General features: G+C 28.9%; 23 protein-coding genes. 13 read left to right on the top strand and 10 right to left on the bottom strand.

Annotated features, from left to right (window positions below):
* The first annotated feature begins 103 nt into the window (after positions 1 to 103).
* The 11 genes from ETU08_RS02950 to gmk all read left to right on the top strand — a co-directional run bounded on the left by ETU08_RS02950 (position 104) and on the right by gmk (position 12,701).
* The gene (locus tag ETU08_RS02950; RefSeq protein ID WP_146261522.1) at positions 104 to 2,059 is read left to right on the top strand and encodes a putative porin; all 1,956 of its coding nucleotides are present in this window, start codon (positions 104 to 106) and stop codon (positions 2,057 to 2,059) included.
* Positions 2,060 to 2,102: 43 nt separating this feature from the next.
* Positions 2,103 to 2,507: an acyl-CoA thioesterase gene (locus tag ETU08_RS02945; RefSeq protein ID WP_146261521.1), complete on the top strand. Its 405-nt coding sequence runs from the start codon at positions 2,103 to 2,105 to the stop codon at positions 2,505 to 2,507.
* A gap of 135 nt (positions 2,508 to 2,642) precedes the next feature.
* Entirely contained in the window at positions 2,643 to 3,566 is a 924-nt protein-coding gene (locus ETU08_RS02940; RefSeq protein WP_146261520.1) for a GYDIA family GHMP kinase, read from the top strand.
* A 36-nt stretch (positions 3,567 to 3,602) separates the two neighbouring features.
* Positions 3,603 to 3,968, top strand: coding sequence for a hypothetical protein (locus ETU08_RS02935; RefSeq protein ID WP_146261519.1), 366 nt, complete (start codon positions 3,603 to 3,605; stop codon positions 3,966 to 3,968).
* 90 nt (positions 3,969 to 4,058) lie between these two features.
* On the top strand, positions 4,059 to 6,494 hold the full coding sequence (locus ETU08_RS02930) for a multicopper oxidase domain-containing protein (RefSeq protein ID WP_146261518.1): 2,436 nt from the start codon (positions 4,059 to 4,061) through the stop codon (positions 6,492 to 6,494).
* A 91-nt stretch (positions 6,495 to 6,585) separates the two neighbouring features.
* The gene (gene bcp, locus ETU08_RS02925) at positions 6,586 to 7,038 is read left to right on the top strand and encodes a thioredoxin-dependent thiol peroxidase (RefSeq protein WP_146261517.1); all 453 of its coding nucleotides are present in this window, start codon (positions 6,586 to 6,588) and stop codon (positions 7,036 to 7,038) included.
* A 400-nt stretch (positions 7,039 to 7,438) separates the two neighbouring features.
* Positions 7,439 to 8,452, top strand: a complete 1,014-nt coding sequence (gene recA, locus ETU08_RS02920; protein WP_146261516.1) for a recombinase RecA — start codon at positions 7,439 to 7,441, stop codon at positions 8,450 to 8,452.
* Between the two features lie 358 nt (positions 8,453 to 8,810).
* Positions 8,811 to 9,896, top strand: a complete 1,086-nt coding sequence (locus tag ETU08_RS02915; RefSeq protein ID WP_146261515.1) for a 3-oxoacyl-ACP synthase III family protein — start codon at positions 8,811 to 8,813, stop codon at positions 9,894 to 9,896.
* Between the two features lie 9 nt (positions 9,897 to 9,905).
* Positions 9,906 to 11,153: a metallophosphoesterase gene (locus tag ETU08_RS02910; protein WP_146261514.1), complete on the top strand. Its 1,248-nt coding sequence runs from the start codon at positions 9,906 to 9,908 to the stop codon at positions 11,151 to 11,153.
* A 31-nt stretch (positions 11,154 to 11,184) separates the two neighbouring features.
* Complete coding sequence (locus ETU08_RS02905) at positions 11,185 to 12,048, top strand: YicC/YloC family endoribonuclease (protein WP_146261513.1); 864 nt, start codon at positions 11,185 to 11,187, stop codon at positions 12,046 to 12,048.
* Between the two features lie 2 nt (positions 12,049 to 12,050).
* Complete coding sequence (gene gmk / locus ETU08_RS02900) at positions 12,051 to 12,701, top strand: guanylate kinase (RefSeq protein WP_146261512.1); 651 nt, start codon at positions 12,051 to 12,053, stop codon at positions 12,699 to 12,701.
* 77 nt (positions 12,702 to 12,778) lie between these two features.
* Here gmk and tssD read toward each other — a convergent pair whose 3' ends face one another.
* From tssD to queA, 3 genes are all read right to left on the bottom strand, one after another.
* Positions 12,779 to 13,165 (bottom strand): type VI secretion system tube protein TssD, encoded by a 387-nt coding sequence (gene tssD / locus ETU08_RS02895; protein ID WP_146261511.1) that lies wholly within the window; start codon positions 13,163 to 13,165, stop codon positions 12,779 to 12,781.
* A 267-nt stretch (positions 13,166 to 13,432) separates the two neighbouring features.
* Positions 13,433 to 14,473, bottom strand: a complete 1,041-nt coding sequence (gene rlmN, locus ETU08_RS02890; RefSeq protein ID WP_146261510.1) for a dual-specificity RNA methyltransferase RlmN — start codon at positions 14,471 to 14,473, stop codon at positions 13,433 to 13,435.
* An 18-nt stretch (positions 14,474 to 14,491) separates the two neighbouring features.
* Positions 14,492 to 15,541, bottom strand: coding sequence for a tRNA preQ1(34) S-adenosylmethionine ribosyltransferase-isomerase QueA (gene queA, locus ETU08_RS02885; protein WP_146261509.1), 1,050 nt, complete (start codon positions 15,539 to 15,541; stop codon positions 14,492 to 14,494).
* A 179-nt stretch (positions 15,542 to 15,720) separates the two neighbouring features.
* Here queA and ETU08_RS02880 point away from each other — a divergent pair, with 179 nt between their 5' ends.
* Complete coding sequence (locus ETU08_RS02880) at positions 15,721 to 16,149, top strand: META domain-containing protein (protein ID WP_185145264.1); 429 nt, start codon at positions 15,721 to 15,723, stop codon at positions 16,147 to 16,149.
* A 47-nt stretch (positions 16,150 to 16,196) separates the two neighbouring features.
* Here the strand turns inward: ETU08_RS02880 and ETU08_RS02875 are convergent, their stop codons facing one another.
* The gene (locus ETU08_RS02875; protein WP_146261507.1) at positions 16,197 to 16,925 is read right to left on the bottom strand and encodes a GH25 family lysozyme; all 729 of its coding nucleotides are present in this window, start codon (positions 16,923 to 16,925) and stop codon (positions 16,197 to 16,199) included.
* Between the two features lie 229 nt (positions 16,926 to 17,154).
* Here ETU08_RS02875 and ETU08_RS02870 point away from each other — a divergent pair, with 229 nt between their 5' ends.
* The gene (locus ETU08_RS02870; RefSeq protein WP_146261506.1) at positions 17,155 to 18,231 is read left to right on the top strand and encodes a 4-hydroxythreonine-4-phosphate dehydrogenase PdxA; all 1,077 of its coding nucleotides are present in this window, start codon (positions 17,155 to 17,157) and stop codon (positions 18,229 to 18,231) included.
* A 62-nt stretch (positions 18,232 to 18,293) separates the two neighbouring features.
* Here the strand turns inward: ETU08_RS02870 and rny are convergent, their stop codons facing one another.
* The 6 genes from rny to ETU08_RS12015 all read right to left on the bottom strand — a co-directional run bounded on the left by rny (position 18,294) and on the right by ETU08_RS12015 (position 24,809).
* Positions 18,294 to 19,865 (bottom strand): ribonuclease Y, encoded by a 1,572-nt coding sequence (gene rny / locus ETU08_RS02865; RefSeq protein WP_146261505.1) that lies wholly within the window; start codon positions 19,863 to 19,865, stop codon positions 18,294 to 18,296.
* 272 nt (positions 19,866 to 20,137) lie between these two features.
* Positions 20,138 to 20,416, bottom strand: a complete 279-nt coding sequence (locus tag ETU08_RS02860) for a cell division protein ZapA (RefSeq protein ID WP_146261504.1) — start codon at positions 20,414 to 20,416, stop codon at positions 20,138 to 20,140.
* A 13-nt stretch (positions 20,417 to 20,429) separates the two neighbouring features.
* A complete protein-coding gene (locus ETU08_RS02855) occupies positions 20,430 to 20,726 on the bottom strand; it encodes a hypothetical protein (RefSeq protein ID WP_146261503.1) in 297 nt (98 codons plus the stop codon).
* Positions 20,727 to 20,825: 99 nt separating this feature from the next.
* Entirely contained in the window at positions 20,826 to 22,319 is a 1,494-nt protein-coding gene (locus ETU08_RS02850; RefSeq protein ID WP_146261502.1) for a glycosyltransferase family protein, read from the bottom strand.
* Positions 22,320 to 22,430: 111 nt separating this feature from the next.
* Positions 22,431 to 23,615 carry a glycosyltransferase gene (locus tag ETU08_RS12020; protein WP_146261501.1) on the bottom strand — a complete coding sequence of 395 codons (1,185 nt, stop codon included), beginning with the start codon at positions 23,613 to 23,615 and terminating at the stop codon, positions 22,431 to 22,433.
* Between the two features lie 9 nt (positions 23,616 to 23,624).
* Entirely contained in the window at positions 23,625 to 24,809 is a 1,185-nt protein-coding gene (locus ETU08_RS12015) for a nucleotide disphospho-sugar-binding domain-containing protein (protein WP_185145263.1), read from the bottom strand.
* Position 24,810 lies beyond the last annotated feature (1 nt).

Here is a 24,810-nt window from a genome sequence, read left to right as displayed (position 1 = left end):
AAGAACTAAAATTTATTTTTAATAATTAAATACGATCGATAGTTTTAGCTGGCTTAGTTGCCAGCCTTTTATTTTTATATTTGCAAAGAGCATATACCCATAAATGATAAAAATAAAATTATTATTACTAGTAGCAAGTTTGCTGATAACGAGTTTAATATATTCTCAAAGAGAAGAACAGGCAATAGATATTTCAATAAATAAAAGTTCAGATCCAGCGAAAATTGATACACTTAAAAATTTAAACCCAACTATATATTCCTATCAATACTGGACAGAGGATACTCCTAAATCTATATTTGATACAGTTTTAACTATAGATAAGTATTATAAAAATAGAATGTATAATCATAAAGATGATTTTGGAACCATTCCCTTTTCTAATATAGGAGAAGCATTTAATCCCTTATTATACAACACAAAGATTAATTCTTCCATTTCACTTATACCCCAAGGGAAATCATACAATCTATTAGATGTTGACCAGGTTAGATATTACGATGTTAAAACCCCAATGACAGAATTTCAATATAACAACGGGTACAAACAAGGACATTCATTATCCACCATGTTTACACATAATATAAATTCACAATTTAACTATTCCATACAATATAAAGGACTTCGGTCAGAGGGTAAGTATTTAGACCAATTAGCCTCCAACAATACTTTTTTAGTTACAACAAATTATCATACTAAAAATCTAAGATATAAGTTTTGGGCACATTATTTAATAACAAACGCTAATAACGAAGAAAATGGAGGTATACAAAATCCTAAAAATTTTGAAGATGGAGATTCTAGATTTACAAGTAGAAATCGATTACAAGTGAATTTAACAGATGCATACTCTAAATATGAGCAAAGAAGATTTTATTTAGCCCAACAATTCGGACTTGTGCCGTCAAAAGAAAATACCTACGTGGCCTCAATTAAAAATATTTTTTCATATGAGACCATGCATTATACCTATGAAGAACTAAAAACATTAAATACATATTATTCATCAGTAGAAAATATGTATGGAGGCAGTAATCTAGTAGAACATTATAACACTAAAGAATTTAGAAAATTTTCAAATCAAACGATGGCAGTCTTAGATTTAAGCGATCGATTGTATTTAGAAGCGGGAGTAAAATATGAGCATTTAGAGTTTAATTTTGATCGTTTAATGGATCCAGCAACAACAACTATTCCTGAAAAGATTAAGGATGATAGAATTGGAGTAGCTGGAAATTTAACCTTTAATTGGAATAAGGGTATCGTTTTAACTTCTCAAGGAGAAGCCCTAACCGGAAATCAATTTAACAACTCATACTATATCGATAATAGATTAACCTTACAACCATTTAAAGGATATTTTATAGAAGCTAATTTGGGGGTTAAATCACAAATTCCATCCATAAATGTATTATACAATCAAAGTTTTTATAAACAATTTAACTATTTTATAGAAAACCCAGAAAATGAAACAACTATACAGATGGGGGGAGCTTTAAGAATGAAGCCATTTAATACAAGATTTACAGTTCAGTTTTTTAACATAGACAATTATACGTATTTAGATGATGAATATGCTCCTAAGCAGTCCGGTACTTCTGTTAACCTAGCACAAATAGGGTTAAAAAATTCTTTTCAGTATAAAAAATTTCATTTAGAAACCGCTTTAGCTTATCAAAATGTCACTAGAAATAAAGAAATATTGCCCTTGCCTGAATTTATAGGAAGAGCAACTCTCTATTACCAGTCCAAAATTTTTAAAGAAAAAGCGGAGGTTCAAGCAGGAATGAATGCTTATTACTTTTCAAAATTTAAATCTAGAATGTTTTTTCCTGTAACCAATGAATTTAAATTACAATCAGAAACAGAAAATTATAGAATCGGAGAATACCCTTTACTGGATCTATTTATACACTTTAAAGTAAAAAGAATGTTGTTTATTATTGAAGCGCAACATTTTAATTCGAGCCTATCTGGGTATGACTTTTATAGTACCCCTTTAAACCCATATACAGATTTTCGTTTAAACATAGGAATTCTTTGGTACCTATTTACTTAAAAACAAATTTAAAAAAAAAAAAATAATAATAATAATAATAATAATGAATAGTTCAATATTCCAACTAGAAATGAAGGTAAGAGATTATGAATGTGATGCGCAAGGAATTGTAAACAATGCAAATTATCAACATTATTACGAAGTAGCACGACATGAATTCTTAGAAAAAGAAGGTTTAAATTTCTATGAGCTTCATACCCAAGGTACAGACTTAGTATTAATAAGCATATTTGTGAAGTATATAACTTCATTACAAGGAGGAAATCAATTTATATGCACCATTGAATCTTTAGAGAAACAAGGAATCCGATATTTTTTTAATCAGAAAATTATTAGAAAATCAGATTTAAAACTTTGTTCAGAAGCCAGAGCAGAAGTGGTATCTGTAGTTAAAGGAAAAGTGAGTATACCAAAAATTTTAGATGATTCTTTTAGTAAATATTTGTAATAAGTAATTCAAAGACTATTTTTTCAGTTTCAGTACAATTCATTAATACATATTTATTGGTAAAATTGTGCGCTTAAAAATAACAGTTATAATAGTTATAAAAATATATAGATTAAATAATTAATTCATTAAAATTTGGATTCGATAAAAACATTTAAGAGTAGAGGGAAATTATTATTAACCGGTGAGTACGCTGTTTTAGACGGTGCTTTAGCTCTAGCAGTTCCAACGCAAGTTGGGCAAACACTACAGATACATCCAGTTACTAAAGGAAATAACCAAATAACTTGGCTAGCCTATAAGCATAATGGAGAGCTATGGTTTAACTGCATTTTGGATATATATACAGAACAAGTTGTAAAGACGAATCAACCAGATATAGCTTTAAAATTATTGAAAATTTTTCTTGAAGTAAAAAAATTAGGTTCTAAAACTTTTCAAGAAAACTCTAGTTTTGAATGTGAAACACATTTAGAATTTCCTGAAAATTGGGGATTAGGCACAAGCTCAACGCTAATTAATAATATTGCTAAATGGACAAAAGTGGATCCGTATAAACTTTTATCCCAGACTTTTGGAGGTAGTGGCTATGATATTGCATGCGCAAATGCTGAAAACCCAATTACCTATAGGTTGCAAAAAGAAAAAGAACCTATGGTAAGGGATGTTTATTTCCCTTCAGAAATATCAGATAGAATTATTTTTGTATATCTTAATAACAAGCAAAACTCAAGAGAAGGAATTCAACATTACAGACAAAAAGAAAAATCTCAAGCATTGGTGGAGGCAATTTCAGAGATTACAGAACAAATAATTACTTCTAAAATTACGTTTGAAGAATTTGCCTATCAAATAATCCAGCACGAAAACTATATTTCAAAATTCATCGAAATACCTACAATAAAAGAGAAATTATTTTCAGATTATCCAGGTTTCATAAAAAGTTTAGGGGCTTGGGGAGGAGATTTTATAATGGCTGAAAAAACAGATAATTCAGAACAATATTTTAGAGGTAAAGGATATAAAGTTGTAAAGAATTATGACGAACTATTGATATAATTAAAAATTTAATTTTTTGTATCTTTGTTTATACGTATGATTGGGAAAAAAATTATCGTAATTCTTATCACTATAGGGGTATTATTTCAAACACCTCACTTATTAGCCCATGGAATTCATGGGCTAAATAAAAACTTTAGTAATAATTCCAAAACTCATAGTTGTTGTAGAGATAAGTGCAATCATCATAATAAACAGAATTGCAAAGAAACAAAGAATAAAAAAAATTGTTGTGATATTTTATGTGCACCCTCTTTTATAAAATTACAATTGTTTTTCAACGAGCCTAGTATAGAAAAATATAATTTAAATAAGACGTATCTACCCTTAATAAAGTTTAATACTTTCTTTACGTATCAATCGTATACCTCAGTAAATTGGGTGCCACCTCAATTCATTTAATTCTTTAACTAATAGTAAACTTATAAAGAATTCCAATGATCTGAATTATTGGAATGTATACTTTTTTAAAAAATCTTTAAGAATTAATGGATGAAAATAATAGAAAAATTAGTACTAATTAATTTTATATTAATTAGTATTACCAATATAAAAGCACAAAAAATAGTTAAGTATGATTTGTATGTAACAGATACAATTACCCATATTGGTGGTAAAAAGAAAAAAGCCCTAGCGGTGAATGGACAAATACCTATGCCTACTCTTCATTTTACGGAAGGAGATACAGCAGTAATATCTGTACATAATAAACTAAAAAATAAAGAAACCCTTATGCACTGGCACGGGTTGTTATTACCCAATCAGTATGACGGAGTAGATCATCTTACCTCACCGCCTATAAAAGCAGGAGAAACCATGGTGTATAAATTTCCAATCATACAAAATGGAACTTATTGGTATCATTCACATACCGGCTTACAAGAACAAGACGGTTTATACGGAGCCTTTATTATAGATAAAAAAGACAAAATAGACAACCTTCCAGAATATACAGTACTTTTAAGCGATTGGACAAATTCTCGATCGAAAGGAGTTTTAAGAAGATTATATTTTCATGATGATTGGGCAGCCATACAAAAAAATAAGGTACAAAAAGGAGTAACCCAAAGTTATTCAGAAGCCATAGCACAAGGATATTTAGGCACCAAGCTTAAAAATGAATGGAAAAGGATGACTGCCATGGATGTTAGTGATGTTTATTACGATCAAGTACATATTAATGGAAAAGAAGAGGACTTCTTTAAAGAATACAAGGGGAATAAAGTAAAATTAAGAATTATTAACGGAGGTTCTTCCTCGTATTTTTGGGTTCAGTATTCCGGAGGAAAAATGCAGGTAATTGCCGCAGATGGTAAAGATGTGCATCCAGTTGAAGTGGATCGGTTTATAATTGGAAATGGAGAAACTTACGATGTAATTATAGAAATACCAGAGGTAGATACTTCCTATGAATTATTAGCGACCACCGAAGATAGAATTCGCACAGCTTCTTTATGGATAGGAAATGGAAATCATAAACAAAGTATGAAAAGATTAGAGCCACTAAAATACTTTGAAGGAATGAAAATGATGAATGATATGATGAAGATGAATGGAAACTTAGATAATATGGGGATGAAAATGAGTTACCAAACGATGGATATGAATCAAGTTATGTATCCGGAAATACAAAATTTAAAACATCACGATCCTTCCATGCATATGAAAGAGAAAGAAGTTTCTAAAGAAAACCAAGATATGCATAAAGAAGAAGACCATTCAAGCCATATGAATATGCCAGAATCATCACACAATGGTCAGCATGATCATCAATCGCATATGCATATGAAAAAAGATTTCGAAGAACAATCGCCTAAAGATCAAGGACAGTATAGTTCAATAACTACAATGACTGAACATGAACATATATCTCATTCAATGTCGATCGATAAGTTGGAAAAAAATAATTCACAAAATCCTGTAACCTTAAATTATTCTATGCTAAAATCTACAGAACCCACTAATTTAAAAGAAGGACCTGTAAGAGAAATGTATTTAGAATTAAATGGAAATATGGAAAGATACGTTTGGTCTTTTAATAATAGAAATTTATCAGAAACGGATAAAATTGTTGTAAAAAAAGGAGAAAAATTAAGAATCACCTTTGTTAACAACTCAATGATGAGACATCCTTTGCATTTACATGGACATTTCTTTAGAATATTAAACGGTCAGGGAGAATATTCCCCTTTAAAACATACTATGGATATTATGCCAATGGAAAAAAACGTGATTGAATTTGAAGCAGACGAAACAGGAGATTGGATTTTTCATTGTCACATTCTATATCATATGATGTCTGGAATGGGAAGAGTATTTAGCACTCAAGATTCAACACAAGTTTCACGTTCACATGGAGGAGAACACGATTGGAAAATGTTTTCTAAAATGATGGGAAATATGGAACGATTGGCTGTAATGAATGAAATAAGTAATAAAGGAAATACGGGGAAATTAAGAATTGAAAATAGCCGATGGGCACTTTTACAGGCAGAGTGGAAATTGGCATATAAGGACAATCCTGGTTATGAAGTGGAAGCGAGAGTAGGTCGTTACATAGGTAAAATGCAATGGTTTATGCCTTATATAGGATATTCCTTTTCATATACGACAGCAGGTAGAGAAAAAAATATATTTGGACAAAAGTATAACAAAGAAACAATCAACAATTTAGCCATAGGATTTAGATATTTGCTGCCTATGCGAGTGCTATTAGATGCGAGTGTTTCTCCTGTTAACGGAGAATTTAAAATAAAATTAGAAAAAGAAGATATAGTTTTAACACCAAGAACTCGGCTAGATTTATCTCTAGATAGTCATTTAGGATTTACAACCAGAGCTCGCTATATTATTAGTAAAAACTTTTCAATTGCAGCTTATTACGATAGTGAATGGAAATGGGGAGCAGGATTGGCGTTTAGATATTAAATTTAATTGTAAAAAGGAATAATGGAAATTGTTTTATTATTCCTTTTTTTATAAATATATTTACAATATAAACATTAGTAAACCTAATCATATGTTAGAAATTGGAGATAAAGTACCAGATTTTGTAGGTATAGATCAAGAAGGGAAGCAGATAAAATATTCAGATTACCAAGGCAAAAAATTAGTAGTTTATTTTTATCCAAAAGCCAATACCCCAGGTTGTACGGCCGAAAGCTGTAGTTTAAGAGATAATTATCAAGCTTTGCAAGCAAAAGGATATGAGATCATTGGTATTAGTGCAGATCCTGTAGAAAAGCAAAAATCTTTTCATGAAAAATTTTCATTTCCATTTCCCTTAATTGCGGATACAGATAAAAAAATAATACAAGCTTTTGGGGCTTGGGGAAAGAAAAAAATTATGGGTAGAGAGTACGACGGGATTCTAAGGTATACTTTTTTAATTGATGAAGAAGGACAAATTAAAGATGTGATTACAAAAGTAAAAACCAAAGAACACGCAGAACAAATATTAAAAGCAATTTAAAAAATGAATTTATCCATTGTTGAAAGCAATGGAACTAATAATTTTAATGATCCTGAATTCATAAAATAATATACATGATTGGTAGTATTTCAATTTCAAAAATTGAAGTAAAAGTAATTAGAGAGTTACTTATGAGATTTATTATGGATATGATTCTAATTACTAAGGAGATTATACGGTAAATGTAATGATCGAAGATGAAGAAGGTGAAATCAATTGATTAGAAGAGAATTACAGAATATTTACAGTAGATAAACCCGATGGAGAAGGTATATATCAAACTTGGCAAAAAAATTGGAAATTAGAAGAAGAGGGCAAATTAAGCAGAGCTTATACGTATGATTTTGAAAAATATGGAACCTTCTGGGAAAGTAAAAATTTATATAAAAGAAAAATAAAAATGGCAGAAAAAGAAAATAAAGATAACAATAGTTCTGAAGCAAAGAAAAAAGCACTAAATCTAATTTTAGACAAATTGGATAAAACTTATGGCAAAGGAGCTGTTATGCGTATGGGTGATAAACCCGTAGAAGAGGTAGATGTGATTCCTACAGGTTCCTTTGGAATTGATTTAGCTTTAGGGGTTGGTGGTTATCCAAGGGGGAGAGTGATTGAAATTTTTGGACCTGAATCTTCAGGAAAAACTACACTAACTTTACATGCGATAGCAGAAGCACAAAAAAAAGGAGGAGTAGCAGCATTTATAGATGCTGAACACGCTTTTGATCCGACCTATGCACAAAAACTCGGTGTTAATTTAGACGAATTAATAATTTCCCAGCCCGATGACGGTGAGCAAGCATTGGAAATTGCCGATAATTTAATTCGTTCCGGCGCTATAGATATTGTGGTAGTTGACTCTGTTGCAGCCCTAACGCCACGAGCAGAAATTGAGGGTGAAATGGGGGACTCTAAAATGGGATTACACGCACGTTTAATGTCGCAAGCATTAAGAAAACTTACCGGAACTATAAGTAAAACCAAATGTACCGTAATATTTATCAATCAGTTAAGAGAAAAAATAGGGGTAATGTTTGGCAATCCAGAAACTACAACGGGAGGAAATGCTTTAAAATTTTATGCCTCTGTACGTATGGATATACGTAAGTCAGGAAGCCCGATAAAAGATGGAGATAATGCTATAGGGAGCAGAGTAAAAGTAAAAGTAGTTAAAAATAAAGTTGCTCCACCTTTTCGTCAAGCAGAGTTTGATGTAATGTATGGAGAAGGAATATCTAAAGTTGGAGAGGTGTTAGATTTAGGTGTTGAAATGGGAATTGTCGGAAAATCAGGTTCTTGGTTTAGTTACCAAGACACAAAATTAGGACAAGGAAGAGATGCGGTCAAGCAATTATTAAAAGACAATCCAGAATTGTTAGAAGAAATTGAAAATAAAATAAAAGAAAAGCTTTAAACATTAAGACCTTTATTAAAATATAAAGGTCTTTTTTTATTAAAATTATGTTTTTTAGCAAATAATTTTCAGTAATCAATTTCAAATAATTTGTTATAAATTATTTACTGTTATAGTTCTATAATAGGGATATTTTAAATCAAGAATTTCAGATTCAATAGATAAATATCTTCTATATTGTAAAGCTTATTAATCCTTTTCCAAGCAAATCTTTTAAATAATTCAACATAAATTTATTAAAATTATTATTAATAGCTTTACAATAAAATTTTAAAATCCAACTTAGATTAATTAGTTAGAATTATATAAATTTGCAAAATTGTTAGTTAAGAGTAATAAAATCAATAGCAAAAAATATATGTTACAAAGTATCATAACAGGCTCAGGATCTTATTTGCCCAACAAAATTGTCCCCAATAGTAGTTTTGAACAAATCACTTTTTTTGATGAAAATAGGGAACCTTTAGTGAAATCAACCAGTGAAATTATTCAAAAATTTGCAGATATTACTGAGATTACAGAAAGGCGCTATATAGAAGATGATTCTGTAATGAATTCAGATTTAGCTGCAGAAGCTGGGAAGTTGGCTATTGAAAATGCGGGGATTGATAAGGAGGAATTGGATTATATAATAGTAGCTCATAATTTTGGTAATATTGATTCAGATGAGAGACAAGTTAGAATAACACCATCTATATCTGCTTTAACTAAACAAAAATTAGGAATTAAAAATACGCAGTGCAAACCCTACGATATGGTTTTTGGATGTCCGGGTTGGAATGAAGGGGTTATTTTAGCAGATCAATTCATAAAAGCAGGCATTGCTAAAAAGATTTTAGTCATAGGTTCAGAAACTCTTTCTAGAAGTGTCGATCCGTTTGATAGAAATTGCATGATATTTTCTGATGGAGCCGCTGGCGTTGTATTAGAAGGGAGAGAAAAAAGTGATGAACCTATAGGTATATTAAATCATTATACAAGATCTGACAATGGAGAGGAAGTATTCTATTTAACTACTGATAAATCACTAAATCCAGAATACGTTGGCTCTAAAGCTAATATAAGAATGAGAGGCAGGAAAATTTATGAGTATGCATTAAAATATGTTCCTCAAGCAATAAAAAAAGTTATTGATGATGCTGGATATACTATAACAGATATAAATAAAGTATTGTTACATCAAGCAAATGCCAAAATGGATCATGCCATGTTGCAAAGATTATTTAGACTCTATGGATTACCTATCAGTTCTATTCCTGAGGGAATCGCACCAATGACCATTCAAAAATTTGGAAACTCATCGGTTGCAACAATTCCTACCATGTATGATATGATGGCAAAAGGAAATTTTTTGAATCAAACATTTAAATCAAAAGATTTAGTAATATTTGCCTCAGTTGGAGCAGGAATGAATATAAATGCAATTCTATATAGAATGCCATAATAATTAATTGTGAAAAATTTCCTTGCAGTATTAACTATTTTTTTATTAATAGTTGAGTATTATTCGTACCAAGGAATAAAAGTTTTATTTAAAAATAAAAAAATACAGTATGTATGTACAATTATATCTTTCATTCTTTTTCTAGTTATTGCAATAAGTTTTTATCAGATAAATAGGAATAATAAATTTCAAATACAATTTTTAATAGGATTATTTATTATTATATATATACCTAAACTTCTTTTTGCATTTATACTTTTCCTTGAAGACATTTTTAGAATTTTAAAATTTTTAGTCAATCAGTTTTATTTAAATGTTAAGAATTTTAAAGAACAATCTAGTATTAAATATTTACCTCAAAGAAGAAAAGCAGTTAGCTTAATAGGATTGGGTATAGCATCCATTCCTTTTTTAGGAGTGATAGAGGGAATTATTTGGGGTAAATTTGATTATAGAATTAGAAGAAAAATTATTTATTTTGATGATTTGCCAGAAGAATTTGATGGATATAAGGTAGCACAACTTTCTGATATTCATATGGGAAGTTTTAATATTGAAGATTATAAAAAGATTGAAAGAGGAATTCAAATGCTAAATGAAGAAAATCCAGATATTTTTTTCTTCACTGGAGATTCTGTGAATAACTATGCTGAAGAATTAAAACCTTGGTTGCCGTTGTTAAAAAAAATTAAAGCTAAAGACGGGAAAATATCAATACTTGGTAATCATGACTATGGGATTTATGCTTATGGTGTAGATAATGTTAAAAAGCAACAGGAAAATATAAACAAGATACAAGAGTTTCACGAAGAGATAAATTGGCAATTGCTTAAAAATGAGTCATTGCAAATAAAAAAAGGAAAAAGTTATATAAATATTATAGGAGTAAAAAACTGGGGAGAAGGTAATTTTCCGAAGGATGGAGATTTAGAAATGGCTTCAAAAAATATAAAAGATGGGGATTTTAATATTTTGTTGTCTCACGATCCTTCTCATTTTGATGCTCATGTGAAAAAATTTTCTAAAAAAATACATTTAACCTTATCAGGACATACACACGGTATGCAATTTGGAGTTGAAATTCCAGGAATAGCTAAATGGTCTCCTGTAAAATATAGATATCCTAAATGGGCAGATCTTTATAAGGAAAAGGATAGATATTTATATGTAAATAGGGGATTTGGATATTTAGGATTTTCAGGTAGAGTAGGTATTTGGCCAGAAATTACTATCATTGAATTAAAAAAAACTGTATAAATAAAATTTCTATAATTTTAAAGAAATTAATATGATAAAATCTATGACTGGCTATGGGAAGTCAGAAGTTAGTGAGGGAAATTGTAAAATATCTACTGAAATTAAGACACTTAATAGTAAGACACTTGATCTTTATGTTAAAATACCTACTCGATATAAATGTAAAGAACTAGAGATAAGAAAAATTATAGCAGATCATGTTTTTAGAGGGAAAGTGGATTTTTCCATGAATATTGAAAATGCTGATGAAGATAGTAATCCCAAACTTAATATAAATACTATAAAAAATTATATAAAAGATCTGGAAACACTTCAGATGGAAGTTTCCCAAGCAGAATATTTAAAGATGGCTGTGAGGATGCCCGAAGTGTTTTTAAATAGAGAAGAATTAGAAATATCCGAAGATGAATGGGAACAGGTTGTAATAAGTATAAAGACTGCTTTATTAAAACTTGATGATTTTAGAAAAGAAGAAGGTCAATCATTAAATGAAATTCTTAATATTTATATTCTCAATATTTTAAATTCTGTAAAAGAGATTGAAAAATATGAGAAAGAAAGAATAGAGATAGTTACTCAAAAATTAATTAAACAGTTAGATGAAATAAAAGTTCAATATGATGAACAAAGATTTCATCAGGAGTTGGTGTATTATATTGAAAAATTAGATATTAGTGAAGAGAAAGTTAGATTACAGCAGCACTGTAAATATTTTATGGAGATGCTAAATGAAAAAGATCCCATAGGTAAAAAGTTAGGATTTATAGCTCAAGAAATGGGTAGAGAAATTAATACAATTGGTTCTAAAGCCAATCATTCCATAATACAAAAATTAGTAGTTTTGATGAAAGATGAGCTTGAAAAAATAAAAGAACAAACCAATAATATATTATAGATATGGGGTTAGTGTATCATAAACCAGGCAATGATGCTTTAGATTTAACCCAATTGCTACCAGGGAAAAAAGTGGAAGGAAAATTAATAATTTTATCTGCGCCTTCAGGTGCTGGTAAAACAACTATTGTAAAATATTTATTATCTATAATTCCAGATCTTTCCTTCTCTGTATCTTGTACAACCAGAGAGAAGAGAGACAATGAAAAAGAAGGAGAAGATTATTATTTTATTTCTAAAGATGAATTCGAGCGTAAAATAGAAAATAATGAATTTATTGAATATGAAGAGGTTTATAATAATCAATTTTATGGAACATTAAACTCTGAAATTGAAAGATTATGGAGTTTAGGGAAACATGTAATTTTTGACATTGATGTTAAAGGAGGAATAAATTTAAAAAATGAGTTTAAAAATAAGGCTTTAGCTATATTTATAGCTCCTCCATCCTTAAAAGTACTTGAAGAGCGATTAAGACTAAGAAATACTGAAAATGAAGAGTCATTAAAGAAAAGAATTCAAAAAGCTGACGAAGAGTTGCTTTATGCGAAAAATTTTGATTCACTTGTAATTAATGATAATCTAGAAAAATCTAAGTTTAAAACGGAACAGTTAGTAAAAAGTTTTATAAGTAGTCCAATTAAGGCCATATAATTTTTAATAAAATAAAAAAAGGAGCTTTACCTCAAGCTCCTTTTTTTATTTTATTAATTGATGAAATTTAATAAGTTTTAAACCCAATCGTTAACATGTTCTCCAGTTCCTACTTTAATAGTTTTTGCAGATATTAAGAAAGTTTCTTTTAATGGGCTTCTTCCAATAGAATCAAAATTTTCACGATATTTAACAACATATCCATCAGTGAAATCTAATTGTTTTAAAGTGGCATCAGAATCTCTTTTTATGAAAATTACAGAACCATCTTTTCTTTCAAAACTATTAGTCATCCACTCAAAAATATCAGTATCTCCAGTTGATTCTATAGTAATTTCAATTCTTCCACCTCTAGTTTGTGAGGATGGGCGACCTGTAGGGTCAGTTTCTTGGGATAAAGAATAATTAATATTTAAAATATTATACTTTTTACCTCCAACTTCTAATCGTGCTTTAAATGACATAAATGTTTTTTTATTATTATAATAATTCTTTTAAAAAAAAGTTGCTGTATGAAAGGCAACTATTTATTACAAAAGTAATAAGTTTTATCTGTTTTTAGTAAGATGAAAAACGTTAAATAAAAGTTAAAAAATATTTCTATTAATTTTAGTTAAATTTTGGTAAGAGTTATCAAATTTTAATTTTACTCATAGGAAATTAAAACTCTTTTATTTGCATATATACATTATCAAAAATATTTTATTTTGAGGTTAAGGAAATTTTTCTAATCAATGTTTATTTGCTAATTGACCACAGGCAGCATCAATATCTTGTCCTCGACTTTTTCTTATTTTAGCAATAATATTATTTTTTTCTAAGTGCTGAATATATTTTTCAACGGCTAGATTACTTGCCTGTGAATATATTCCATCGTCAATGGAGTTATATTGGATTAAATTTACTTTAGAAGGCACTTGTTTGCAAAACATTACTAATGCTTTTATATCCTCATCTGAATCGTTAATGCCTGCCCAAATAATATATTCAAAAGTAATTCTACTTTTTGTTTGTGCATACCAATATTTTAAAGACTCTAAAATATCTTTTAAAGGGAATTTTAAACTAAAAGGCATTAGCTTATTTCTCTTTTCTTCAATAGCAGAATGTAAGGAAAGAGCTAGCTTAATTTTTAAATTTTCATCAGCCAATTTAACAATCATTTTAGGAATGCCTGAAGTTGAAAGAGTAATTCGTCTTGGTGACATACCTAGTCCTTTTAGATCTGTGATTTTTTGAATAGCATTTATGACGGAATTGTAATTTAGAAGAGGTTCTCCCATACCCATAAAAACTATATTTGAAAGCGGTTTATGATGGTATTCATTGCTCTGTTTGTTAATCAAATTTACTTGATCAACAATCTCAGAGGCTGTTAGATTCCTCATTCTTTCAAGTTGAGCAGTAGCACAAAATGTACAATCCAAGCTACAACCTACCTGAGAAGATATACATGCAGTAGTTCTCTTAGAAGTGGGTATTAGAACCGATTCAACAATATTGCCATCGTAAAGTTTTACAGCATTTTTAATAGTCCCGTCAACAGATTTTTGAAATGAATGTACTTTTGCTGAATTAATTATAAAATTGCTTTCCAATTTTTCTCTTAAAGATTTTGATAAATTGGTCATTTCAGAAAGTGAATGTGTATTTTTATTCCATAACCAATCATAAACCTGTATGGCTCTAAAAGCAGGTTCTTTAATAGAGGAAAAATAAGCCTTAAGTTCTTCTAAACTTAAGGCTCTAATATCTTTTTTCTTTATATCCAAATTTTATAACTATTTAATTTAAATAATTAACATAGCATCTCCATAGGAATAAAATTTATACCCCTCATTTACCGCTTCCTTGTAAGCTTTCATAACTAAATCGTAACCTGCAAATGCAGAGATCATCATCATTAAAGTAGATTTAGGCGTATGAAAGTTAGTGATCATACAGTTTGCGATTCCAAAATCGTAAGGAGGAAAAATAAATTTATTGGTCCATCCATCGTACGGATTTAGTCGATTATTTGCAGATACAGAGGTTTCAATGGCTCGCATAGAAGTTGTTCCTACCGCACATACTCTGCGCTTGTTTTCAATGGCATGGTTTACAATTTCACAAGTTTTTTCTGAAATTGATACTTGTTCACTTTCCATTTTGTGTTTAGAAAGATCTTCAACCTCTACTGAAGCGAAAGTTCCTAAACCTACGTGTAAGGTTATCTCAGCAAAATCAATTCCCTTAATCTCTAAACGTTTTAATAAATGTTTAGAAAAGTGTAACCCGGCAGTAGGAGCCGCTACTGCTCCCTCATTTTTTGCATATATAGTTTGGTATCTTTCAATGTCTTCCGCATCTGGTTTACGTTTAATATATTTTGGTAGTGGTGTTTCACCTAATTCCTTCAATTTTATTCTAAATTCTTCATAAGAACCGTCGAATAAAAATCGTAAAGTTCTACCTCTAGAGGTTGTATTATCAATAACTTCAGCAACTAAACTATCATCATCAGTAAAAAATAATTTATTTCCTATGCGAATCTTTCTTGCAGGATCTACCAAAACATCCCAGATCCTAGATTCAGCATCTAATTCACGTAATAAAAAAACTTCAATTTGTGCCCCAGTTTTTTCTTTATTCCCATATAAGCGTGCAGGAAAGACTTTAGTATTGTTTAAAATAAACACATCCCCCTCATCAAAATAATCAATAACGTCTTTAAACAATTTATGTTCAATTTGTCCTGAATTTTTATGAACAACCATTAGCCTAGACTCATCTCTATTTTCAGAAGGTCGTTCAGCTAAAAGTTCTGGGGGTAATTTAAAGTCAAAATCTGAAGTTTTCATTATTAAATTTTTAATTTAAGTTGCAAATATACAATATGGTTAACCCTAAAGTCAAGTGTTATAGCTTTTAAATAAATATTTATAGCGGATAATAGTTCTTTTGGCAACTTTTTTGTGTTAAACAACCGAATTATAAAAATTATAAAATGAATATTAAAATTTTAAGTTTATCCTTATTATTGTCAGTTTTTTTATTTTCTTTCAGTTGTAGTTCTAACAACGTAAGTGTTGAAAAAAATATGAGAGTAGAAAAGATAAATCCTGTAAATGCTCAAATTCAAGAGAATCAAGTTTGGGTTTTACAGAAAATTGACGGAGAAGATGCTAAAAATGTTTTTGATAATCTACCCACTTTATCTTTTGATGTATTGAAAAAAAGAGTTTCGGGAAACTCAGGATGTAATCGCTATTCAGGTTCATATCTATTAGATGAAGAGAATCATTTAGATATTAGCCAAGTTATAACTACGCGTATGTTCTGTGATAATAAAAATAATGAATCTGGGTTTGTAACTAATCTTGATCAAGCAAATTTAGTTAAGATTGAAAATAACACTTTAACATTTTTGAAAGATGATGATGCGCTGTTAGAGTTTAAGTTACAGTAATTCATATACTTTAGTAAAATAAAAAAATTTGAAAATATCAGATTTTTTTATTTCACTCTTAAAGTATTCAATTTGTTAATATCTCCATTAAAAACATTTAAATCTACAAAATTGTATGTGATTCCTGGAATAATTCCCTTTTCAGAGAATTGCCAAAAAGACCATCTAGTATGTAATGGGTATTTAATAGGATTGTAATTGGCAACCCATATAGGATAGTTTTCTAGATCAAGATCTTTGATGTGATGGATAAAGTAAGCATCGTTGGAATAGATAATAGGCTTTATTTTATACTCATTTTCAACCAATCTAAGCCAATTCATAATGCCTTTTTTTAATAGGTCTATTGATTGATTTTTAGGTAGTTCTTCAATATCAAGAACAGGAGGTAAATCACCTTTTTCTAAATGAACAGCTTTAATAAAATTTTTTGCTTGCTCAGAAGAATTTTGATCAGGATTGTAATAATGATAAGCTCCTTTGATAAATTTTTTAGCCTTTAAATTATTCCAATTACTATCAAAAAAATTATCTTTCTTGTATATTCCTTGAGTCGCTCGTACAAAAACAAATGTAATAGGATAATTTGAATTGATAGAGTGAATACTATCCCAATTAATTTTCCCTTGATGTTTACTTATGTCAATACCAAATAGGCAATTTTGATATTCTTTGAGTATGGAATTAATTTTTTTTTCTTCGGATATTTTTCTAGAATTTAGTAAGTTATGATTATTGTTGCTGTCTTTTAAAAAATCATTGTAAATCTTGATCATAAATTTAGATAGTAATGCCAAAGAGATAATAATGATTAGTGCAGTTAACCAATAGTAAATATTATTAGATTTCTTCTTTTTCTTTCTATTTATTCTTCTTTTTTTCACTAATTACATGTAAAAAGGCGTGGGAGGTTTTGCAAAATTAATAAACGAATCTTTATATATGAAGTACAAAGCTAAATCTATTTATTTTTTTTATTTTTGTTAAATTACAATCTTGAGATATATGAGTTTAAATAATAAGTTGAAGGTGGGAATTAGTTTAGGTAACCCTAATGATATTGGTATTGAAATTATTCTAAAAACATTTCAAAAAAGAGAAATGCTAGAATTCTTTACTCCAGTTATTTTCGGCTCAACTAAATTATTGTCTCAGAAGAAAAAAAAATTGGGATATAATTCAATTTTTTTTCAAGGTATAGCATCTGCTAGTGAAATTGTTCATAAAAAAATTAATGTTGTAAATGTTTGGAAGGATTCAGCAGACAACAATAATGAAAATTTAATAGAAGAGTTTGCTCGTTTGGCTAATATTTCTTTTACTTCCGGTATAGAGTCATTAAAGCAAGGACAAATTGATCTCCTAATTATTGATTCTTGGTCCAATAGTTTCTTGGATGGTGTACAATTGTTAGAAGTGTTAAAGAATGATTTAGGCGGTTCACCTTATGATATGATTCTTAATGAAAATTTAAGAATATCTTTTGTAAATAGAGGTGGAAAGCTAAATGATTTTTCTCAATCACTAAAAAAAGAAGATTTATCAAAATATATTAAATTAATAAATAAAACACTAGTTCAAGATTTTTGTATTGAAAAGCCTAAAATTGCAGTTTTAGGAGTAAATAATTTTTCTCAGGATGTAACATTAATTGGAAAGGAGGAGTTAAAAATAATTGAACCTTCAGTAAAAGAATGTTTTGAAAGAGGAATCTTAGCTTTTGGCCCCTATTCTGCTGACAGTTTCTTTGAAAATTTTGAATATACATCATTTGATGCTGTTTTAGCAATGAATGAACAACAGGTTTTAGCTCATTGTGATATTTCATTTAAAGAAAATAATTTTTCTTTTGTAGGAGGAACGCCTTACATAGTATTTAGGTCAAACCAAAATTTTTCTGATGTTTCTAATATTGAAATTGAGGTTAATACTAATAATTCTTTTGAACAAGCTATTTTCAGTGGGATTAAAATTTATAAGGATAGAAAAGAATATATAGATTTAAAAACTAATAGTTTAAAAAAGGTTAAAATTGATGGAATTGATATGAGTTTGGATGAAGATTTACCAGACGAAGAATAATTGAATTAAAAAAAGTCTGAAATAATAGTTAATTTCAGACTTTTTTAAGTAATTCAATGAATTTATCTTGCAACGTTCACTGCGCGTGTTTCCCTTATTACAGTTACTTTAACTTGTCCAGGATATGTTAATTCATTTTGGATCTTTTCACTAATCTCAAAAGATAATTGAGAAGCTTTTTGATCGTCAATTTTTTCACTTTGGACCATAACTCTTAATTCTCTTCCAGCCTGAATTGCGTAAGCGGTGTTTACTCCATCAAAGCTAAGAGCAGCATCTTCTAAATCTTTTAATCTCTGTATGTATGATTCAATGACTTGTCTTCTAGCTCCCGGTCTAGCTCCACTTATTGCATCAGCAACTTGAACGATAGGAGCAATTAAGCTCTTCATTTCAATTTCGTCGTGGTGGGCTCCTATTGCGTTTACAACGGTAGAATTTTCTCCATATTTTTCAGCCCATTGCATTCCTAAAATTGCATGTGGCAATTCAGATTCTTCTTCAGGAACTTTTCCAATGTCATGTAATAATCCTGCTCTTTTTGCAATTTTAGGGTTTACACCTAACTCTGAAGCTAGAATTCCAGCTATATTAGCAACTTCACGGGAATGTTGTAGAAGATTTTGACCATAAGAAGATCTGTACTTCATTCGACCTACAATTTTTACTAACTCAGGATTTAAGCCATGAATACCTAAATCAAGAATAGTTTTTTTACCGATTTCAATAATTTCTTCTTCAATTTGCTGTTGAGTTTTGGCTACTACTTCTTCAATTCTTGCGGGGTGGATACGTCCATCCGTAACTAATTTATGTAAAGATAATCTCGCAACTTCTCTTCTTACAGGATCGAAACAAGACAATAGAATTGATTCTGGAGTATCATCTACTATAATTTCAACCCCAGTCATAGCTTCAAGAGCTCTAATATTTCTACCTTCCCTACCAATGATTCTACCTTTTATTTCATCAGACTCTATATTAAATACTGAAACTGAATTCTCAATGGCTACTTCAGTTCCTATTCTTTGTATGGTTTGGATTATTACTTTTTTGGCTTCGGCTTTAGCATTTAGGTTTGCTTCTTCAATAATCGATTGTATTTGTGCCTGAGCTTTTGTTTTAGCTTCGTGTTTTAATGCATCAATTAGTTCTGCTTTTGCTTCTTCTGCAGAAAATCCAGAAATTTTTTCTAAAATTTGTACTTGTTGTTGGTGCAAGTTTTTTAATTCTTCTTCCTTTTTTAAAAGGATATCTGCCTTAGATTGATTATCTTTAATGGCTTGATCTAGTTGTTTTTTTTGAATATTATTTTGATGTAGATCATCATTTAGTTTGGATTCTTTATCTTTTATTCTTTTTTCTGTGTCAATAATTTTCTTTTCGCGTTGATTTATTTGTTCTTCATGCTGTACTTTAAGTTCAAGAAATTTTTCCTTTGCTTGAAGCATTTTTTCTTGTTTTACAGTTTCAGCTTTTGATACGGCTTCTTTAATAATTAACGAGGCTTTATTTTGAGCCTCTTTTATTTTATTATTTCGAAATTTGTTTAAAGAACTTTTTGATAAAAAAAATCCGATAATACCTCCTATTAGTAAGGTAGCAATTAGTTCACTGATTATAGTTATTTCCATATTATATTAATTAAAAAAGCCTACATTAATTCTATTAAAACTGATTTGAGTAAACTCCATGAATCAGGATTTAAGCTATGCTTTTTTTTTGTAATCTGCTGTTGATAATAAAATTATCAAATCATCTCAGGGAGATGAGAGGCAGCCCGCCATAGAAAAAACAAATCACTCATTTCAATCATTTGCGTTGAGTTTACTAAATTGAGTTAGAACCAATGTAGGCTATACTTTATCTACACAATTTTATATTTTTATGATCAAAAAAACTATAACTACGAATCTGTAATTAATGCTTTTATATTTTTTACTTTTAGTAAAATTTCTTTATGCTCTCTATCTATGTTTTTTAATAAATTTTCTAGCTCTGAGGCTAATTGCAGTGCACTCATTGCTAAGGAGTCTTGTTTGTCGTTAATGTTGTAATCTTTATCAAATGTAGATACATATTTTTGTATTCTCTTGGTTGCATTTCGTAAGATTTCTTCTTCATCATCTTGAACAACTAATGGGTAAGTTCTTCCTGCAATCTTAAGATTTACTTTTAACGACATATAAATTACAATATTAAAAGCCTTTTAAATCAGAAATACAAATATCCATCTCTTTAATCAATCTATTCATTTGCAATTTCATTACTTTTTTGTATTCTTCACTTCCTGATAAAGCATTTACTACTTTTAGTCTCCTATTTTGTTCTTCTATTTCTTTATATAATTTTTCTTTTTGAATAAATTTATCTTCTTTTATAGAAAGAGAATTTTCTAAATATTTATTTATTTTTTTTAATTCAGAATTTTCTTTTTTTAAACTTAATATTTTAAGCTCTAAATCATTTAATTCTTGAACTAATTTTTCTGTCATATCTAGAATCAAAAATTTTTACTTTTCTAACTCTAATGCAAAGATAGAAAAATCTTTGTAATTTAAGATAATCTTTTTCAGAGTATAAATTAAAGATAATTACGGATTCTTTTTGTATAGATAGTATATTTCATCTGAGTTTTCATCAATATAATTAGTTAAGGTATCTGCTAAAATCAATTTGTAATTTTCATTTAGTATTGGTAATTCTTTTAAATAGCTTGGACGATCTACGGGATTTTGTTTTTTATAATAATCACTTCCTGTTATATACTCTTGAATGATAATAAAATCAGTTTTTTTATTTTTTATATACTTAAACTGTTCTTGTCTTAGTTGTGGATAAAAACTATAAGATAAGTTTGGAGTAATGAAATATTTTACGTTGGGTACAATATTACAAGTAGTAAATAAATTGTTAGCTAAACCAAAACCTAAGTTTAATAGTGTTGGATTTTTTTCTTTCATAATTTCAACCCTTAATTTATTAGTCATTACTGTTGTACTTGCATAAGTGTCTTTTGGGAAAAACCATTCTTCAACACGGGTGTTAGACATCTTTGATACGCTTATATTTGCAAATACAATTATAAGAGTTATTAAATACATGTCTTTAATAGATAGATAGACATTTGTATTCGTATTTTTTTCTTTTAAATAATTGGCTATTTGTAATAACCCCAAAAAGCTAAAAATAAGGTATGGAATAGGATAATAATATTGAAATTTCCCCATAAATATAATTATGTAAAGCGAAATTCCAGTTAATAAGATGCTGTATTTTCCTAATGGATTTTTGATGTGTTTTAGAGGGAATATAAATATTCCGATAGTAGCGAAAATAAATAGAGATAATGGTTCTATAAATAAATATAGTATTCTTAAAGTTAATAAGATAGTGGTTTTTTTTAATGAACCAATTTTTGCATAGGCACTATTAAGTTTTATATAGATATTGTAAGCTTCTTCTAAAGCATTGTTACAATATAAATATCCAATTATAGGTAGCGCTATAATTAAACTACCTATTAAGAATAAAAGAATATTATTTATTAAATTTTTAAATTTTTTATGTAAAAAAATATTTATATATATAAATAATAATGGGAAAAACCAGAAAATTATAAGATTAATTTTAGTTAATAAGACAATTGAAACAATCATTCCATGTATAAACATGTACTTAGGTTTATGTAAACAACTGTTTTTATTAAAGTACTGAAGAAATAGATATAAACTAACTCCTTCTAAACATAGTATAAATTCTTCGGCTGATCCTCCTGCTTTGATAATTTTAACAAAAGGAATAAAAAAAAGCATTGTTAAAATTGAAGAAGAGTTTCTTGAGAAATAAATCTTGCTAATCTTATAAAGTGATATTGCTAAAAAAAACCAAGAAATTATTTCTATAAAAAACATTCCTAGGAAGGTATTATTAGAAATTAAATAACCTATTGCATAAATGAAAAAAATAAAAGGTCCTTTATGATCAAAAATCTCTGTATATAAAACCTTGCCATTAACCATTCCTTTAGCTACATTAAAATATACATTAGGATCTGCCCATTCATTTGTTACATAAAGGGGCGACATTTTTGAACATGCAAATAATGTTATTATTACATATATAAGTAATAATATATACATATTGACATCAGATATGTTTTTTTTAGACGTAATATTTATTTTAAACATGGTATATCGTTAATTTTTAATAAGATTTTCAATTAAGTTAGCAGCACTATCATTTCCACCTGCTTCTATAAAGGATTCTTGAATTTCTTTTGCTGATTTTTTATATTTTGGATTGTTTAAAAGTTCTTCTATCGCATTTTCAATATCTATAGTTCTTAGACGTTTATATTTAAGCCTTATTCCACATCCGTATTGTTCAATCAAAGCACCTGTATGGGATTGGTCAAAAGCCATGGGTATTACTAACATGGGTATTCCATTCATATATGTATCGCAGACAGTATTTAACCCTCCATGGCCAATTACCACATCAACATGTTTAAGCAATTTCAATTGTGGAACATAGCTTTGAACTATAAAGTTATCTGGCCAATGGTTTAGAATTGTTGGATTTGTAGCAGCTACTACTGTGAAGTTTTTATCACCTAGAGCCTCAACCATTTTAGAGAAAAATTCTTTTCTAATATCAACTAAAACTGTTCCTAGAGAAATATATATAATAGGTCGTTTCTCATTATTCAATTTTTCCCAATCGAAAGGTGTATTATCCGGTCTACCGGTTAATGCTCCTATAAATTTCATGTAAGGAGGAATTTCATCGTTTTTATACCCTACAAATTTTTGAGAAGTGTAAAATAAATTTAATTTTTTAGATAGAACAAGTTCTTCATCTTCCTCAATACCTACGTAATATTGTAAATCCTTTATTGAATCATGAACCCATTTACTAACCTTAGGAGCTGTACCAGGATCGTGGATAGCATTAGGGGTTATAGGGGTTATAGTTGCTAAAGGTATCTTATTTAAATGTGCAACCAATCCTCCAACAAAAGTTATGCAGTCATTAATTATAATATCTGGTTCAAAAGATTTTACAAGTTGATTAAATTCATCAAACATTATTTTAGCTAAAGGTATATAAGTGTCTTGTAGACCTAATTTTAAAGCTTCTAATGCAGGCATATTTGCCCCTTTGTCTTGTAAGTGAATAATGTTTTCGATTTCTTTTTGATATTGTTGAAAAGATTTTTTTAAAATATAATAAGTTCCACCGTTAGGGATTAATTCTTTATTAAGCTCCGTTAAACCTGTCCAAATCACTTCATGTCCTCTTTCTAAAAGAGTTTTTCCAATACTCAAGCTCGGATTTATATGTCCGAAGAAGGGTGGAACTACAAATATTATTTTTGACATAATTTTAATTTAATTTAGTAACTGTTCCAAATAATCTGCTCCTTTTTTAATACCTCCTGCTTCCTTAAAAGATTTTTGAATGAAATGAGCATTTTCTTTAAATGAATTTTCATTTAAGATAGTAGTTACTGCATTTTTTAAATGTTCAACTTTAAATCTATTAAAGTTAAGTCTTATACCTACACCATTTTCAACAACACAGGTTGAAATAAATGATTGATCGTAGGCTATAGGGATTACGACTAAGGGAATCCCTTCACTTAGTGCCTCACAAACAGTATTATTTCCTCCATGACATATAACTAGCTGTATATGAGGGATAATTTCTAACTGAGGAATTTTGTTTTGTATAATAAAGTTTTTAGGTATTTTTTTAAATAAATTTGGATCTGAGATTAGAACTACAGCTACTTCTTGATCTTCAAAAGCTTCAATGATTTTATTAAAAAATTCTATTTTTTGTTTATAATCGAAGTTAGTACCAATGCTTACTAGTATTTTTGGTCGATTATTTCCTATAATTTCAAATTTTTTCCAATCAAATTCTATATTTAGATGTCTAGTTGCGATTGCAGGACCTATAAATTTAAAATTTGAGGGTAAATTGTTTTCTCCAAAAAAAATTTTAGAAGTATATACCAAGGTAAGCAAAGAAGAGCAGTCTAATCTTTCATTTTTTAAAATACCATTGTTATTTTGAAATTTAATTATTTGTTCTCCTTCCCATTCATATATTTTAGGAAAGTTTGCGTTTACTTTTATAGAGGCTGGGGCAGTGACAGATGTAGCGTATGGAATATTATATTTTAATGCTGCAACTGATCCTGCATAAATTTGATGATCATGGATAATTACATCTGGTTTATATTTTTGTAAAATTTTTTCAATCCCCTGTATCATAAGCGAATTCATAGGGGTAAGCACTTCTTCGTATAAAAATTTTAGACTATCTATACCATATACTTTCTTTTTTTGTAACTCTTTTGCATAAGCAATCAATTTACTTTTTTCTTCATTACTGGCTTCAATAGGCGGGATTAACAATTCTCCACCTTTGGGCAGTTGTTTATTTAATTCTGGATCTAAGCATATCCATGAAACAGAGTGATTTCTATCAAGAAGTTCGCTTCCAAGTGACAAAGTAGGGTTAATATGTCCAGTTAAAGGAGGTACTATAAAGGCATATTTAGCCATA

Source organism: Apibacter muscae (assembly GCF_007845635.1).
Classification (GTDB): Bacteria; Bacteroidota; Bacteroidia; order Flavobacteriales; family Weeksellaceae; genus Apibacter; species Apibacter muscae.
This window is presented reverse-complemented; position numbering and strand designations above follow the sequence as displayed.

Excerpts from the sequence above, each read along its gene's own strand:
- ETU08_RS02950 (WP_146261522.1), top strand. The coding sequence starts at position 104 with ATGATAAAAATAAAATTATTATTACTAGTAGCAAGTTTGCTGATAACG.
- ETU08_RS02945 (WP_146261521.1), top strand. The coding sequence starts at position 2,103 with ATGAATAGTTCAATATTCCAACTAGAAATGAAGGTAAGAGATTATGAA.
- ETU08_RS02935 (WP_146261519.1), top strand. The coding sequence starts at position 3,603 with ATGATTGGGAAAAAAATTATCGTAATTCTTATCACTATAGGGGTATTA.
- ETU08_RS02930 (WP_146261518.1), top strand. The coding sequence starts at position 4,059 with ATGAAAATAATAGAAAAATTAGTACTAATTAATTTTATATTAATTAGT.
- bcp (WP_146261517.1), top strand. The coding sequence starts at position 6,586 with ATGTTAGAAATTGGAGATAAAGTACCAGATTTTGTAGGTATAGATCAA.
- recA (WP_146261516.1), top strand. The coding sequence starts at position 7,439 with ATGGCAGAAAAAGAAAATAAAGATAACAATAGTTCTGAAGCAAAGAAA.
- ETU08_RS02915 (WP_146261515.1), top strand. The coding sequence starts at position 8,811 with ATGTTACAAAGTATCATAACAGGCTCAGGATCTTATTTGCCCAACAAA.
- ETU08_RS02905 (WP_146261513.1), top strand. The coding sequence starts at position 11,185 with ATGATAAAATCTATGACTGGCTATGGGAAGTCAGAAGTTAGTGAGGGA.
- gmk (WP_146261512.1), top strand. The coding sequence starts at position 12,051 with ATGGGGTTAGTGTATCATAAACCAGGCAATGATGCTTTAGATTTAACC.
- tssD (WP_146261511.1), bottom strand. The coding sequence starts at position 13,165 with ATGTCATTTAAAGCACGATTAGAAGTTGGAGGTAAAAAGTATAATATT.
- queA (WP_146261509.1), bottom strand. The coding sequence starts at position 15,541 with ATGAAAACTTCAGATTTTGACTTTAAATTACCCCCAGAACTTTTAGCT.
- ETU08_RS02875 (WP_146261507.1), bottom strand. The coding sequence starts at position 16,925 with ATGATCAAGATTTACAATGATTTTTTAAAAGACAGCAACAATAATCAT.
- ETU08_RS02870 (WP_146261506.1), top strand. The coding sequence starts at position 17,155 with ATGAGTTTAAATAATAAGTTGAAGGTGGGAATTAGTTTAGGTAACCCT.
- rny (WP_146261505.1), bottom strand. The coding sequence starts at position 19,865 with ATGGAAATAACTATAATCAGTGAACTAATTGCTACCTTACTAATAGGA.
- ETU08_RS02860 (WP_146261504.1), bottom strand. The coding sequence starts at position 20,416 with ATGTCGTTAAAAGTAAATCTTAAGATTGCAGGAAGAACTTACCCATTA.
- ETU08_RS02855 (WP_146261503.1), bottom strand. The coding sequence starts at position 20,726 with ATGACAGAAAAATTAGTTCAAGAATTAAATGATTTAGAGCTTAAAATA.
- ETU08_RS02850 (WP_146261502.1), bottom strand. The coding sequence starts at position 22,319 with ATGTCGCCCCTTTATGTAACAAATGAATGGGCAGATCCTAATGTATAT.
- ETU08_RS12020 (WP_146261501.1), bottom strand. The coding sequence starts at position 23,615 with ATGTCAAAAATAATATTTGTAGTTCCACCCTTCTTCGGACATATAAAT.
- ETU08_RS12015 (WP_185145263.1), bottom strand. The coding sequence starts at position 24,809 with ATGGCTAAATATGCCTTTATAGTACCTCCTTTAACTGGACATATTAAC.